The sequence below is a fragment of the Gordonia rubripertincta genome (assembly GCF_038024875.1).
In the GTDB taxonomy this organism is placed as follows: domain Bacteria; phylum Actinomycetota; class Actinomycetes; order Mycobacteriales; family Mycobacteriaceae; genus Gordonia; species Gordonia rubripertincta.
Genome location: NZ_CP136136.1, coordinates 2330511 through 2344235 on the forward strand (window position 1 = coordinate 2330511; position 13725 = coordinate 2344235).

General features: G+C 68.0%; 14 protein-coding genes, 1 tRNA gene and 2 pseudogenes. 10 read left to right on the forward strand and 7 right to left on the reverse strand.

All coding sequences use genetic code 11. The annotated features are described in order from the left end of the window. Positions 1 to 23: 23 nt before the first annotated feature. From RVF83_RS10575 to RVF83_RS10585, 3 genes and pseudogenes are all read right to left on the reverse strand, one after another. Positions 24 to 623 (reverse strand): annotated as a pseudogene (locus RVF83_RS10575) (alpha/beta fold hydrolase); the annotation flags it as partial. Between the two features lie 27 nt (positions 624 to 650). Then, positions 651 to 2306, reverse strand: a complete 1656-nt coding sequence (locus RVF83_RS10580; RefSeq protein WP_005199633.1) for a sensor histidine kinase — start codon at positions 2304 to 2306, stop codon at positions 651 to 653. A 54-nt stretch (positions 2307 to 2360) separates the two neighbouring features. Continuing rightward, on the reverse strand, positions 2361 to 2525 hold the full coding sequence (locus RVF83_RS10585; RefSeq protein ID WP_168432573.1) for a hypothetical protein: 165 nt from the start codon (positions 2523 to 2525) through the stop codon (positions 2361 to 2363). 10 nt (positions 2526 to 2535) lie between these two features. On the opposite strand from RVF83_RS10585, the pseudogene RVF83_RS10590 reads away from it, so the two are divergent. After that, a pseudogene (locus tag RVF83_RS10590) lies at positions 2536 to 2760 on the forward strand (response regulator transcription factor); the annotation flags it as partial. Positions 2761 to 2833: 73 nt separating this feature from the next. Here RVF83_RS10590 and RVF83_RS10595 read toward each other — a convergent pair. Continuing rightward, a complete protein-coding gene (locus tag RVF83_RS10595; protein WP_005199634.1) occupies positions 2834 to 3289 on the reverse strand; it encodes a response regulator in 456 nt (151 codons plus the stop codon). A 390-nt stretch (positions 3290 to 3679) separates the two neighbouring features. Between RVF83_RS10595 and RVF83_RS10600 the strand changes: the two genes are divergently transcribed. The 9 genes from RVF83_RS10600 (at position 3680) to RVF83_RS10640 (ending at position 10714) form a co-directional block, all read left to right on the forward strand. After that, positions 3680 to 3752 (forward strand) — tRNA-Trp (locus tag RVF83_RS10600). A 39-nt stretch (positions 3753 to 3791) separates the two neighbouring features. Next, a complete protein-coding gene (gene secE / locus RVF83_RS10605; RefSeq protein ID WP_005199635.1) occupies positions 3792 to 4271 on the forward strand; it encodes a preprotein translocase subunit SecE in 480 nt (159 codons plus the stop codon). 67 nt (positions 4272 to 4338) lie between these two features. After that, the gene (nusG, locus tag RVF83_RS10610; RefSeq protein ID WP_005199636.1) at positions 4339 to 5181 is read left to right on the forward strand and encodes a transcription termination/antitermination protein NusG; all 843 of its coding nucleotides are present in this window, start codon (positions 4339 to 4341) and stop codon (positions 5179 to 5181) included. Between the two features lie 154 nt (positions 5182 to 5335). Beyond that, positions 5336 to 5770, forward strand: coding sequence for a 50S ribosomal protein L11 (gene rplK, locus RVF83_RS10615; protein WP_005199637.1), 435 nt, complete (start codon positions 5336 to 5338; stop codon positions 5768 to 5770). Positions 5771 to 5852: 82 nt separating this feature from the next. Next, complete coding sequence (gene rplA, locus RVF83_RS10620) at positions 5853 to 6569, forward strand: 50S ribosomal protein L1 (protein ID WP_005199638.1); 717 nt, start codon at positions 5853 to 5855, stop codon at positions 6567 to 6569. A gap of 105 nt (positions 6570 to 6674) precedes the next feature. Further along, on the forward strand, positions 6675 to 7574 hold the full coding sequence (locus RVF83_RS10625; protein ID WP_039880816.1) for an ABC transporter substrate-binding protein: 900 nt from the start codon (positions 6675 to 6677) through the stop codon (positions 7572 to 7574). Position 7575: 1 nt separating this feature from the next. Continuing rightward, entirely contained in the window at positions 7576 to 8598 is a 1023-nt protein-coding gene (locus RVF83_RS10630) for a FecCD family ABC transporter permease (RefSeq protein ID WP_005199640.1), read from the forward strand. Then, positions 8595 to 9386 carry an ABC transporter ATP-binding protein gene (locus RVF83_RS10635; RefSeq protein WP_005199641.1) on the forward strand — a complete coding sequence of 264 codons (792 nt, stop codon included), beginning with the start codon at positions 8595 to 8597 and terminating at the stop codon, positions 9384 to 9386. Before RVF83_RS10630 ends, RVF83_RS10635 begins: the two co-directional genes overlap by 4 nt. Beyond that, on the forward strand, positions 9383 to 10714 hold the full coding sequence (locus tag RVF83_RS10640) for a bifunctional adenosylcobinamide kinase/adenosylcobinamide-phosphate guanylyltransferase (RefSeq protein ID WP_005199642.1): 1332 nt from the start codon (positions 9383 to 9385) through the stop codon (positions 10712 to 10714). The genes RVF83_RS10635 and RVF83_RS10640 overlap by 4 nt, the downstream gene beginning before the upstream one ends. Positions 10715 to 10732: 18 nt before the next feature. Here RVF83_RS10640 and RVF83_RS10645 read toward each other — a convergent pair whose 3' ends face one another. From RVF83_RS10645 to RVF83_RS10655, 3 genes are read right to left on the reverse strand one after another with little or no spacing between them, the layout of a single operon-like run. Then, positions 10733 to 11794 carry an ABC transporter substrate-binding protein gene (locus tag RVF83_RS10645; RefSeq protein WP_005199643.1) on the reverse strand — a complete coding sequence of 354 codons (1062 nt, stop codon included), beginning with the start codon at positions 11792 to 11794 and terminating at the stop codon, positions 10733 to 10735. After that, positions 11791 to 12618, reverse strand: a complete 828-nt coding sequence (locus tag RVF83_RS10650) for an ABC transporter ATP-binding protein (protein ID WP_005199644.1) — start codon at positions 12616 to 12618, stop codon at positions 11791 to 11793. The genes RVF83_RS10645 and RVF83_RS10650 overlap by 4 nt, the downstream gene beginning before the upstream one ends. Continuing rightward, positions 12618 to 13655 (reverse strand): FecCD family ABC transporter permease, encoded by a 1038-nt coding sequence (locus tag RVF83_RS10655; protein ID WP_051989327.1) that lies wholly within the window; start codon positions 13653 to 13655, stop codon positions 12618 to 12620. Before RVF83_RS10655 ends, RVF83_RS10650 begins: the two co-directional genes overlap by 1 nt. Positions 13656 to 13725 lie beyond the last annotated feature (70 nt).

Genomic DNA, 13725 nt, shown 5'->3' on the forward strand with positions numbered 1-13725 from the left:
TCCTGGGGTGTCGGCGCGCGGGCTCAGTCGGCGATGAATTTGAGGATGTCGTTGTCGAGCTCGTGCTGGTAGTCGCCGTAGATACCGTGCGGCGCACCGGGATACACCTTGAGGGTGCCGTCGCGGACGAGCTTGATCGCCTTTTCGGCGGCGGCGGCGATCGGCACGATCTGGTCGTCGTCGCCCTGTGCGATGAAGATCGGCACGTCGAGTGCCCTCAGGTCCTCGGTCTGGTCGGTCTCGGAGAACGCCTTGACGCAGTCGTAGACGGCGGAGAGGTTGGCCATCATGCCCTGCCGCCAGAAGTCGTCCTTGGCACCCTGGGACACATTGGAGCCCTTGCGGTTCGCGCCGTAGAACGACTCGGCGAGGTCCCTCCAGAACTGGGACCGGTCGGCCAGCACGTTGGCGCGGATCTCGTCAAAGGCCTCGATCGGGGTCCCCTCCGGGTTGTCCGGGGTCTGGAGCATCAGCGGCGGGATGGCGCCGGCGGTGATCACCTTCACGACGCGATCCTTGCCGTACTTCGCCGCATACCGCACCACCTCACCACCGCCGGTGGAGTGGCCGACCACGACGAGGTCGCGGAGATCAAGCGCCTCGACGAGTTCGGACAGGTCACGGAGGCTGGCCGGTGGCCGCTCTACCGGCTAGCCGGTAGTCGAGGTCTCGGCGAGCGGGATTCGCGCCCGCACGGTGGTGCCGTTCCCCGACGGGCTGTCGATGACGAGTTCGCCTTCCACCGCCTCCACGCGGTCGCGGAGGCCGATGAGTCCGGAACCCTTCTCGGGCAGGGCGCCGCCGATGCCGTCGTCGGTCACCGACAGGGTGAGAGTGTCCTCGTCGACGTGTGCCGAGATGACGACCTCGGACGCCTGTGCATACTTCGCGGTGTTCGTGAGTGATTCGGCCACAACGTAATACGCGGTCACCTCGGCCGTCTTCGGCATCCGGCCGAGGTCGTGTGCCTGCAGTGTCACCGGCACCGACGACCGTCTCGCCAACGTCCTCAGTGCTGGGCCGAGCCCGCCGCGGGAGAGGATCGCGGGATGGATTCCCCGGGACAACTCCTGGAGGTCCCGGTGGATGTGAGCGAGGGAGTCGACAACGGCGTCGAGCCGACCCTGCACCTCGGTCGGGTCGTCGGGCACTGAGGCCTGTAGGGCGCGGATGTCGAGTCCGAGGGACACGATGCGCTGCTGCGCACCGTCGTGCAGGTCGCGTTCGATCGTGCGTCGGGCCTGATCGGCGGCGGCGATGACGCGGGCGCGCGAACGGGTCAGCGCCGCCCGCGCCTCACTGTTGTAGATCGCCGTCGCCACCAGATCGGCGAAATCGCCGAGCCGCAAACGCAACTCCGACGGCACGGACCGGTGGGTGGTACCGACGATGACTGCGCCCCAGGGTCGTTCGTCGACGGTGATCGGCGCGCCCACTCCGGTACGGAGACCGCGGGGCTCGAGTCGATCGGCGATGGGGCCGCTCGCCGTCGAATAGTCGAGGACCGACATCTCCCCGGTGTCGGCGACTAGGGTGGAGACGTTGGTGCCGCCGAGTGCCAACCGTTCGCCGACGGAAAGTGTCAGTTCCGTCGAATCATCGCGTGCGGCAAGGACTTCGCAGTGCGCTTCGTCGGTGTATCGAATGACCGTGACGTGTTCGACGCCCAGCTCGTCGGCGAGTTCGGCTGCGACGATTCCGCAGACCTCATCGGGTTCGGCGCGTGAGGCGACCGCGGTCGCGACTCGCCGCAGGGCCACCTGCTGGCGGGCGAGCGTGACGGTCCGGTCGTTGAGTGCCTGGCGGTCGAGAGCGGCGGCGAGGAGCGCTTCGAGGCTGGGCACCATGCGCGTGACACGGCGCCGGTCGGCGGGGTCGAGGTCGGCCGGCACCAATAGCGACCCGACCGAACGTCCGCGATCGAGCAAAGCGATGCGCTGCTGCCCCGGACCCGGTGGGGCGTCGGCGTCACCGAGAACAGCCCCCGGTGCGGGCAGGTCGAGCACCTCGGTCAGGCGAATACCCGCCGCGGTCAACGCCTCCGGGAGGTCCGCGGCACGCAGCACGGTCCGGGCGAGGTCCGCGGACAGATTCGCCTCTCGGCGACGCTGGTCGGACTCGAGTGCGTGCAGGCGCGCCTGGCCGACCAGGGCGTTGGTGAGCAATGCGAGCACGAGGAAGACGACGACCCTGGGGGCGGCACTGTCGGTGCTCTGGCTGGCGTGGAACCACGCATAGGCCGCGGCACTGGCCGCCGAGATGGCCACCGCGAGGGGGAAGCCCCAGCGGGCGGACACCACCAGCACGCCAAACAGGAAGACGGCACCGAAGGCGTTCTCCGGGAAGACCTCCCTAAGCAGCTACACCACGACGACCTCGACGGCAATCAGCACGAGCGCAGTCGCCACGCCCCATTGCCAGCGCGGCGACGTCGGCCGGAGCACCACCGCGACAACCCGGTCCCGCAGTGGGCCGCGGTCGTTCTTCCAGCTAGCGGGAATGCCTCGCGCTGCTGCTTCTGACACGCTGATCAGTATGGAACCCACCCGCCTGCGCTGCCTGATAGTCGACGACAGTGCCGACTTCCGGGCTTCGCTGCGCGGAACGCTCGAGGCCGGGGGGATCACGGTGGTGGGGACGGCCTCGACGCTCGACGACGCGGTCCGCGAATCGCGATCGACCCGGCCCGACGTCGCGCTCGTCGACATCGACCTGGGCGAGGAGAACGGCTTCGCCGTCGTCGAGGCACTCCACGATTCGGGACTCGATCCGGTGCCCGCGGTGGTGCTGGTGTCCACCCACGACGAGGAGGAGTTCGCCGACCTGATCGACCTCAGCGCTGCCGTGGGTCGTTGCGACGCCGCGCGGCGACGAGTTCCTGCACCAGAGCGGGGTCCATCACCGAGGCGCCGCCGGCGATCCGCTGCACGGTCTCGACGAACTCGGCGACGTCGGTGACGCGGCTCTTCAGCAGGTAGCCGACGCCTTGGCCGCCGTCGAGCAGTTCGAGGGCGTGGTCGACGTCGACGTGCGCGGAGAGCAGCAGGATCGCGGCGTCGGGGTATTCGCGTCGGATGCGCAGTGCGGCGTCGAGGCCCTCGGCGGTGTGGGTCGGGGGCATGCGGATGTCGACGACTGCGATATCGGGCCGGTGTTCGGCCACCAGCGCGAGCAACCCGTCGGCGTCGCCCGCCTGCCCGACTACCTCGATGCCCGCAGACGTCAGCAGACTTGCGAGGCCTTCCCGGAGCAGGACGTCGTCGTCGGCGATCGTCAGGCGCAGGGGCATGTCAGCACCGTGCTTCCGTCTCGGGGGTCGGACGCGGGCCACTCGTGCCGTGCCGATCCGGACACGACAAGGGAACTCTACCGTGATGTCTGCGATGTTTTCGCAGGTCGGAGGACGACGCCGTGCGTTCGCGCGGGGCGTTCCGGCAACCGGGAAACCCATCCCGGGGCGTCGCCGGACGCGCGGCGTGTACGGTCGTCGAGGGAGCACGTGGAGCGCGTTTTGGGTCCACAGCCCCAGTGATCTACACTGAAGTGTCTGATTGATTCAGGCTTGCGCGCTACCCATAGGGTGGCGCGTTGGTTTTGTCGGCGGTGAAACGGCGGCACCGGTCGTGAGACCGGGATTCGATGAGATGGCAGCGGAACCGCTCCGGTGGGGAAGCCGCAAAGGGGCGTAGCTCAATTGGCAGAGCAGCGGTCTCCAAAACCGCAGGTTGCAGGTTCAAGTCCTGTCGCCCCTGCCCTGGTGAAGGGCACACGTTGACGAGAGGACCGCGAAGTTGAGCAAGCGAGACCGGGCTGCCCGCGCCAAAGAAGCCGCTGAGGGTTCTGCGGCCGATTCGGCTGCGGCTGAGCTCGACGGTCGCGACGAGGCCACCGGCGGTGCGGACGACGAGACGTCGACCGGAACCGCCAAGGAGCTGCGTCCGTCCGGCAAGCGCTCGGCTCGTGGACGTCGCTCGTCAACCGGTGCAACCGGAACCGACGGAGACACCGACTCCGCCACGGGGTCGGCAGTGGCTGTCAAGGAACGCAAGAAGAAGAAAAAGGCCTCTGCTGAGGAGAGCCGGAATCCGTTCGTTCGGATCTGGCTGTTTCTCACGCAGGTCGTCGCCGAGCTGAAGAAGGTCATCTGGCCGACGCGGCGCGAGATGATCACGTACACGATCGTCGTGCTCGTGTTTGTCATCGTGATGACCGCGTTCATCTCCGGCCTCGACCTGGCCTTTGCCAAGGGCGTCCTCTGGTTGTTCGGCTGACCCACGCGGTGGGTGGCCGGGCGAGCGGGAGCCGACCGGAGATGAACCATAAGGAGCGTGGGCTGCAGTGAGCACCCCGGAGAACGAACTCGCATCGACCGACGCCGTCGACGTGGCTGACACCGACGTCGATGCGGCCGTCACCGACGAGGTCGACGAGGCTGCAGTCGACGAGGCCGGTGACACCGACGTCGAGGCGGCTGCCGAGGGCGACGAGGCTCCCGCGACCGACGTCGACTCCGAGGGCGCCGACGAGACCGCCGCCGAAGAGGCCCCCGAGGAGGAGGTCGATCCGGTCGAGGAGCTGCGCAAGCAGCTGCGTCGCGCACCCGGCGACTGGTACGTGATCCACAGCTACGCCGGCTACGAGAACAAGGTCAAGGCCAATCTCGAGACCCGCGTGCAGAACCTCGATGTCGGCGACTACATCTTCCAGGTCGAGGTTCCGACCGAAGAGGTCACCGAGATCAAGAACGGCCAGCCCAAGAAGGTCAACCGCAAGGTGCTGCCGGGCTACATCCTGGTTCGCATGGAACTCAACGACGAGTCGTGGGGCGCCGTGCGCAACACCCCGGGTGTCACCGGGTTCGTCGGAATGACCAGCAAGCCGTCGCCGTTGTCGCTCAACGAGGTGCTGCAGTTCCTCATGCCGCGCGCCGAGGCCAAGAAGCCCGCCAAGGGTGGATCGGCCGCCGAGGGCGTCGAGGCCGCAGCTGCCGCCGCGTCGAACGTCATCGAGGTCGACTTCGAGGTCGGCGAATCGGTCACCGTCATGGACGGCCCGTTCGCGACGCTGCCCGCGTCGATCAGCGAGGTCAACGCCGAGCAGCGCAAGGTCAAGGTGCTCGTGTCGATCTTCGGTCGCGAGACGCCGGTCGAGCTCGGGTTCAACCAGGTCGAGAAGATCTGACCCTTCGAGGCTCGCTTCGCTCGCACCTCAGGGAACGAGAGGAGCGCTTCGCTCGGAAACCGAGGAGCGAAGACAGTCGGCGAAAGCCGGAAAACACAGACTTTCACGTCTCCAGCGGGCGTGAATTCGCAAGGAAACAAGCAAGGACAAAAAGATGCCTCCCAAGAAGAAGAAGCTCGCCGGGATCATCAAGCTCCAGATCCAGGCAGGCGCGGCCAACCCGGCCCCGCCCGTGGGTCCGGCGCTCGGTCAGCACGGCGTGAACATCATGGAGTTCTGCAAGGCGTATAACGCGGCGACCGAGTCGCAGCGCGGCAACGTCATCCCGGTGGAGATCTTCGTGTACGAAGATCGTTCCTTCGACTTCAAGTTGAAGACCCCGCCGGCAGCGAAGCTCCTGCTCAAGGCCGCAGGCCTGCAGAAGGGCTCCGGCGAGCCCCACACCAAGAAGGTCGGCAAGGTCAGCATGGACCAGGTCCGTGAGATCGCCAAGACCAAGGCCGAAGACCTGAACGCCAACGACATCGACCAGGCCGCGAAGATCATCGCCGGTACTGCTCGGTCCATGGGCATCACGGTCGAGGGCTAGACCCAACCAGTCATCTCGTGGGAGGGCCGGCTCGGCCCGAACCACACACCCCGCCGATTCAGTGCGGAGAAGGAACAGAGCAATGAGCAAGAAGAGCAAGGCCTACGCGGCCGCGGCCGAGAAGGTCGACAAGTCCAAGCTGTACAGCCCGCTGGAGGCTGTGGAGCTGGCGAAAGAAACCTCGTCGAAGAACACCGACGCGACCGTTGAGGTTGCGATCCGGCTGGGCGTCGACCCCCGTAAGGCAGACCAGATGGTTCGAGGCACCGTCAACCTGCCGCACGGCACGGGTAAGGCCGCCCGCGTGATCGTGTTCGCCGCCGGCGACAAGGCCGCCGAGGCCACCGCCGCCGGTGCCGACGAGGTCGGCGCCGAGGACCTGATCGAGCGCATCCAGGGCGGTTGGCTGGACTTCGACGCCGCGATCGCCACCCCGGATCAGATGGCCAAGGTCGGCCGCATCGCGCGTGTCCTCGGACCGCGCGGCCTGATGCCGAACCCGAAGACGGGCACCGTGACCACCGACGTCACCAAGGCCGTCAACGACATCAAGGGCGGCAAGATCAACTTCCGCGTCGACAAGGCAGCCAACCTGCATTTCGTCATCGGCAAGGCTTCGTTCGACCCGGCCAAGCTGGCCGAGAACTACGGCGCCGCGTACGACGAGATCATGCGTGCGAAGCCGTCGGCAGCCAAGGGCCGCTACATCAAGAAGGTCACCGTCTCCACCACGTCGGGCCCGGGCATCCCGGTCGACCCGCAGGTCAGCCGCAACTTCGCCGAAGCTCCCCAGGCCTGATCCTGGCGCTCGCGCGTAACTAGAGACACCCACGAGGGGCCTGGCAGTCGATGCCGGGCCCCTCGTGCTCTGTCTCAGCCAAGTTCTTCGGAGGTCAGTGGGCTCGTGGTGAGAATCCGTAGCGGAACCCGGCGTCGTGGTGCGCTGGTTGCGGCGTTGGTGTCGATGCTGCTGCTGGTTGTCGTCGGCTGCGACGCCGATGGTGGCCGTGGCGATGAGACCGCTGCGTCGGCCACCCCGTCGGCGATCGTGTCGCTCAGTCCCACGACCACCGAGATGCTCTTCGCCGTCGGTGCCGGGGACCAGGTGGTGGCCGTCGACGACCAGTCCGACTACCCGGCCGAGGCACCGCGGACCACGCTGTCGGGCTACACCCCGAACCTCGAGGCGATCCTCGCCTACGACCCCGACCTCGTCGTCCTCACCGACGACAACAACGACATCGTCGCCGGCCTCGACCGGGTGGGCGTGAAGGTGTTGCAGATCCCGGCCGCGAAGACCCTCGACGAGACCTACGCGCAGATCCAGCAGGTCGGCGGTGCCACCGGCCACGCTCGGGAGGCCGATGAACTCGTCACCTCGATGCGGGACGAGATCGAGAAGATCGTCCGCACTGTTCCGCTGCGCGAGGTGCCGCTGACCTACTTCCACGAGCTCGACGACACCTACTACACGGTCACCGACGACACCTACCTCGGCCAGATCTACGGGCTGCTCGGCCTGCGGTCGATCGCGACCGGTCAGAACGGTTACCCGCAGCTGTCGTCCGAGTACATCCTCGAGCGCGACCCCGAGGTGATCTTCCTCGCCGACTCCCAGTGCTGTGGGGTCACGCCGGAGAAGGTCGCCGCGCGTGCCGGCTGGGGGGATCTGCGGGCGGCCGTGAACGGTCAGGTCCACGTCCTCGACGAGGACGTCGCGAGCCGCTGGGGTCCACGCGTCGTCGACCTGGTCCGCGACGTCGCCCGGATCGTATCCGGCGTCGACGGACGGCCCACGAACTGAGATGGTGAGCCGTCAGGTCGGTGTCATCTGCGGGGCCGTCGCAGTTCTGCTGGGCGCATGCCTGCTCGCAGTCCTCGTCGGCCCGGCCGGGCTGACCCCGAAGGGCGTGCTGCTCGACCTCCTCGACCGGATCCCGTTCGTCGACATCGAGTCGGGTCTGACCCCTCGCCAGCAGACGATCCTCTGGGAGGTGCGGATGCCGCGGGTGGCCCTGGGCGCGCTGGTCGGTGCGATGCTCGCCGTTGCCGGCGCCGCCTACCAAGGCGTCTTCCGCAATCCGCTCGCCGATCCGTATCTCCTCGGTGTGTCCAGCGGCGCAGGTCTCGGGGCGACCGTGGCGATCGTCCTGGGCGGCGCGGCGGGCACGATCGGCCTGCCGCCCGTAGCGTTTCTCGGCGGCATCGTGGCAGTGGCGGCGACGTATGCCCTGGGCCGAACCGTCGGCGGCGGCCGCACCGAGGTGGTCATCATCCTCGCCGGTGTCGCGGTCGCCGCGTTCGCCAATGCCATCCAGACCTTCCTCATGCAGCAGCACGACGACACGCTGCGCCAGGTCTACAACTGGATGCTCGGCCGCCTGGCCACCGACGGCTGGTCCGAGGTCGTCACCGTGCTGCCGTACGTGCTCGCCTGCGTCGCCGTCATCGTCCTGTTCGGGCGCACTCTCGACGTCATGGCGGTCGGCGACATCGAGGCGTCGAGTCTGGGGATCAGACCCGAACGGGTCCGCCTGCTCCTGGTCTGTATCGCGACCCTGGGCACCGCGGCGGTGGTGTCGGTGAGCGGGCTGATCGGCTTCGTCGGCATCGTCATCCCGCATGCCGTGCGGCTCCTCGTCGGACCGGGTCATCGGCTGCTGTTGCCGTTGTCGCTCCTGGTGGGTGCGGCCTTCCTCGTTCTCGCGGACGTGGTGGCACGGACCGCGATGTCGCCCTCGGAGCTGCCGATCGGCGTGGTCACCGCGGCCATCGGCGCACCCTTCTTCCTCGTCGTCCTCCGACGCAGCGGACGGAGCGTCCGATGACCGCCTCGATCACCTGCCGCAGTGTCTGCGCGTCCCGCGGGGGAGTGGAGGTCCTCCACGACGTCGACCTCGAGATCGGTTCCGGTACCTGGGTCTCCCTCGTCGGTCCCAACGGTTCGGGTAAGACGACGCTGTTGCACGCTCTCGCCGGGTTGGTGGCCTCGACCGGACAGATCGACGTCGCGGGGGTCGATCCGGGACGTGCGCGCCGCCGCGAGATCGCTCGTGCCGTGGCGCTGATGCCGCAGCGGCCGATCGTCCCGGAAGGTACGTCGGTGCGCGAGCTCATCGGCCTCGGCCGCACCCCGCACATCGCCCGGTTCGGCAGCGAGACCCGATCGGACCGTGAGGTGGTCGACGACGTCATCGAGCGGCTCGACCTCGAGGAGTTCGCGAACCGTTCCGCGTCGGCGCTGTCGGGTGGTGAGCTGCAGCGGGTGGTGCTCGCACGGGCACTGGCGCAGCAACCACGTGTGCTGCTCCTCGACGAGCCGACCAGCGCCCTCGACATCGGACACCAGCAGCAGGTCCTCGACCTGGTCGACTCCATGCGGCGTGCCAGTGAGCTGACCGTGATCGCCGCGATGCACGACCTGACGTCGGCGGCACAGTACGGGCAACGCCTCGTACTGCTCGACCGGGGACGTATCGTCGCCGACGGTCCGCCCGCCGAAGTGCTCACCGCAGAACGGCTGCGGGACGTCTACGCCGCGAAGGTCGAGGTGCTCGACCGCCGTGACGGCCCGGCCGTGCTGCCCGTGCGAGATCCGGGACCCGGCGAACGTTGAAGGTCACGCTGCTCGGCACCGGGGCCGCCGACGGTTGGCCGAATGCGTTCTGCCGCTGCGACTCCTGTTCCGACGCGCGGCGCCTGCGCGACTTCCGTACCCAGACGGCGGCGCTCGTCGACGACGCGCTGATGCTCGATTTCGGGCCCGACGCTCCCGGTGCGGCAGTGCGTCGAGGTGTTTCGCTCGCCGATGTGCGGCATGTCCTCATCACCCATGCGCACGCCGATCATCTCGCGCCGCAAACGTTGTTGTTCCGGTCCTGGGTCGAGGGGGCCGGTGACCTGGAACTGATCGGACCGGCCGACGCGCTCGACGTCTGTCGGCCGTGGGTCGGTCCCGATGCCGAGGTGCGGTTCAGGCCGGTCGTCGCGGATGAATCGTTGCATGTGGGCAGCTACGACGTGCGAATTCTTCCCGCGCAGCACAAGGTCTTTCGCGACGGTGACGCCGTGCTGTACGACGTCACCGGCCCCGACGGCACGAGACTGCTGTGGGCGACGGACACCGGTGTGTGGCGGTCTGATTGGTACGAGGGGGTGGCAGACGCCGGGTTCGACGCGGTCTTCCTCGAAGAGACCTTCGGCGACAGGGAAGATCTGTCCGACGGTCATCTCGGGTTGAGTGGTTTCGGGACGATGGTCGAGGGGATGCGCGGGGTCGGCGCGATCACCGGCGCCACCGATGTTGTCGCTGTGCATCTGGGACACCACAATCCGCCGATCGGCAAACTGCGTAGGCGGCTTCAGGAGCTGGGCGCGCGACCGGGACGAGACGGGGAGGTCCTCGACATGGGCAGACCTGCGCAGCGTCGGGTGTTCGTCACCGGCGGCGCGAGGTCGGGGAAGTCGCGGTACGCCGAAGGCGTTCTGGCCGGTATCGACGACGTCGTCTACGTAGCCGCGGGCGGTCCGCGAACCGGAGATCCCGACTGGGACCGGCGCGTCGAAGTCCATCGCGACCGTCGCCCTGCGTCGTGGACGACGGTCGAGGACACCGACGTCGCCGGAGTACTTCGCTCGGCGCGCCGGCCGGTCCTCGTCGACTGTCTCGGCACCTGGCTCGCCTCGCGGCTCGACCACCACGATGCCTGGGGGAACAGCGAACTCGATGCAGTGAGGGCGGATGTCGAGGACCTGCTCGACGCCTGGCGGAGCTGCGCCGTGCCGGTCGTCGCGGTGAGCAACGAGGTCGGCAGCGGCGTCGTCCCGGCGACCGCGTCGGGACGGATGTTCCGCGACGAACTCGGCCGTCTCAACGCGGCGATCGCCGAACTCGCCGACGAGGTCGTGTTCATGGTCGCCGGGCAGGCCATCACCGTCCGCTGACCAGGCGTCGAGGGTGGCTCAGTTCAGCCAGTCGTTACCGGCGAGGCCCAGCTGTCGGACATCGAGGGTGGGCCTGATCCCTGATGCAGGCGCGAGGTCGTGTGCCTCGAGGACCGACCGCAGCGTCTCCGCCGCATCGATGTTGAGCGGACTCGACACCCACATCGCATACGGAAGGTTCACGAAGCGGTTCTCGCGCACGGCCTTGAGGTTGCGGCTGGCCGGGTTGGCGCGCAGTGCGTCGATCTTCTGCTCAACCGACTGCCCGGGGTAGTCGACGAACACGATCAGATCCGGGTCGGCGGTGGTGATCCGCTCCCAGCTGACCGCGGTCCAGGTGTCCTGGACGTCTTCGGTCGCGTTGCGTGCACCGGCGGCGTCGATGATGCCCTGTGGGCCACCGAACGAGCCCGACGAGAAGATCGTGTCGGAGACGCTGTCGAACACGAAGACGGTCGGCTTTGTTGCCGGTTGCGGTGCAGCACGGAGCTTTCCGAGGCGATCGGAGATGTCGTCGGCGACCGCCGCGCCCTGCTCGGGATCACCGGTGATGGTGCCGATGTTGCGGAGGTCGGTGTCGAGCGCGACCCAGGGATCCATCGTGCCGCGCTGTGCTTCTCCGTCGACCTGACGGCAGGCCTCGGACAGCTGGTAGACGTCGATCCCGTGGGAGGCCAGGATCTCGGGAGTGATCCCGCGGGACTCGCTCATGCCGTAGTTGTAGCCGGCATAGAGAACCTGAGGCTTGGCCCCGACGATGTTCTCGAGCGTCGGCTGCTCGGTGGCGACCTCGTTCAACGTGTCCACCTGCGCGCCGAATTCGAGTCGGAGGACGTCCTTGTCACGGGCGAGCGAGCTGACCGCGACCATCTTGTCGCGTGCGCCGGCTGCCAGCGCGATCGCGATCATCCCGCCGTCGTTGACGAACAGCCGGTCGAGAGGCTGATCGAAGGTGACCTCGGCACCGCAGTTGGTGACGGTGACGCTGTCGGTTGCGACCGCGTCGGATTCGGTGCCGCAGCCCGCTGCGATGCCCAGGACGAGAGCGAGTGTGGCGTATCGGGTGATGGTGTGTCTCATCGGTTTTCCTTGGTGGTGAAGACCTGCGGTGCAGGTGAGGTGGGGGAGTCGAGCAGTAGATGCGGGAGACCGGTCTCGGGATGTGGCACGACGGTGCCGGACACGTCGAAGACCGACGCCAGCAGATCGGGGGTCAGCACCTCGACCGGCGGGCCGTGCGCGGTGATTCCGCCGTCGGAGACGACGGCGACGGCGTCGAAGTGGCGGAGGACGAGGTCGAGGTCGTGCATCGCGGCGATGACCGTCGCCTCGAGGTCGTCGAGGATCTGCATCAGCCGCAGTCGCCAGGCCGCATCGAGGTGATTCGTCGGCTCGTCGAGCACGAGAATCGGGGTCCGCTGGGCGATCGCGCGTGCGAGGACGACCCGGTGGCGCTCACCGCCGGACAAGTGCGTGCACGAGCGGTGTTCCCAGCCGCCCAGTCCCACCTGCTCCAGGGCCGACCGGATGATCGCGTCGTCGTCGGAATTGCGGGTGGCCCAGGCAGATCGGTACGGCGTGCGCCCCAGGCCCACCGCTTCTGCGACCGTGAGTTCGGCCGACGGGTGTTCATCCTGGCCGACCACGGCGATCGACAGCGCACGACGCCGCGCCGGAAGTCGACCGAGATCGTCGTCGCCCAACCGGATACGCCCGTCTGTCGGTTGCTCGAGGCCGCACAGGGTTCGGAGCAACGTGGTCTTACCCGCACCGTTGGGGCCCACGATGGCGACCCGGGTTCCGGCCGGGACGTCGAGATCGACGTCGCGCAGGATCGCCCGTCCACCTCGACGACAGCCGACCGCGTTCGCGCGCAACGACATCGAACGTCTGGTGGCACCCATCAGGACCCACCGCCGAACACGTACTGGCGGCGTCCCATCAGGAACAGGAAGATCGGTGCGCCGATCAGTCCGGTGACGATGCCCAGCGGCATCTCGCGGGGTGACGCGGCCACTCGTGAGATGACATCGACCCAGACGAGGAACAACGCGCCGCCGCAGACCGCGACGGGGATCATCGCCCGGTGTGTCGCGCCGACCAGCAAGCGCGCGGCGTGCGGCACGATCAATCCCACGAATCCGATTCCGCCCGCGACCGCGACCAAGACGCCGACCAGGAGACCCTGGACCGCGAACAACGCGTTTCGCATGGCGCGCACCGGAACCCCGAGGGACGTCGCGGTGTCGGTGCCGGCTGCATAGGCGTCCAGCCAGGAGTGGATCGCGAGCATGGCGAACACCGTGACCACGACGACGACCCCCGCGATCTGCACTTTCGCCCAGGTTGCGCCGGCGACGCTGCCCAGCATCCAGAACATCACGTTGTCGGCGGCATGTGGGTCCGCGGCGGTGAACACCAGTAGTGAGGACAGCGCCATGAATGCCGAGGACAGGACCACCCCCGAGAGGATCAGACGCAGGGCGGTCAGTCCGCCCTGCGCCCGGGCGACCGCGTACACGGTGACCGAGGCTGCGAGGGCGCCGATCAGGGCGCCGCCGGACAACGCCCAGACGCCGAGTGCGGCAAAGGAACCGAGTGTGATCACAGCGGTCGCACCCACCGCCGCCCCGGCCGACACCCCCAACAGGTACGGCTCGGCGAGCGGGTTGCGGACGAGGGCCTGCATGACGGCGCCGGCGAGGGCCAGGCCGGCGCCGACGAAGGCCGCGAGAACCGAACGCGGCAAACGGAGATCCCAGATGATCACCGAGTGAGCGGCGTCGAGCTCATCGCCGCGCAGACGGCCCGCGACGGTTCGCCAGACGTCGCCGATGGGGATGGTCTCGGCACCGAAAGCCGTGGCGATCGCGATGCTCACCAGGGTGAGCGCGAGAAGGATCAGGGCAAGAGGCAACGACGGCAGTCGCCGTACCGACATGGCGGTGGCGAGCGTCGTCGTGCCGTCGGGAGGACGGGACACGTGTGGAACTGCCTTTGGTCTGGGCATC